At 42.9% G+C, this 354-nt stretch carries 1 protein-coding gene; it reads right to left on the bottom strand.

The features are described 5' to 3' along the window. A partial coding sequence (locus L990_RS16620) for a phage tail protein (protein WP_047451771.1) occupies positions 1 to 228 on the bottom strand: 228 nt, incomplete at its 3' end. Positions 229 to 354 lie beyond the last annotated feature (126 nt).

Genomic DNA, 354 nt, shown 5'->3' with positions numbered 1-354 from the left:
GGCGTTTCCAGATATGGGAGATCTTCCATATCCAAGTAGCACTCTTCCGTTTAGATTGGGAAGGTTGAAGTATGTTTTATCGTCGCCCCCAAATTGTGAGCCGATGAGGGTGTAGAGCGCCATGTTTTGCTGCATGGTAAGCGACTGTCCATTGCAGATCTTCCAACCATCTGCTGATGGTATTCTGTTGTATGGGAACAATCTAATTTCTCCTAAATATGGATCCATAATGCTAAGTTTAAGATTTGGTTATTCTCTGACTGGGAAAATTCCATTATAGCAAATGCAAAGGCGAAATGGGAGGTATGGCATCATGTTGTCATGAGGTTGTCCATTTCCTGCGGATACTCCTAT

Source organism: Alistipes sp. ZOR0009, from assembly GCF_000798815.1.
In the GTDB taxonomy this organism is placed as follows: domain Bacteria; phylum Bacteroidota; class Bacteroidia; order Bacteroidales; family ZOR0009; genus Acetobacteroides.
This window is presented reverse-complemented; position numbering and strand designations above follow the sequence as displayed.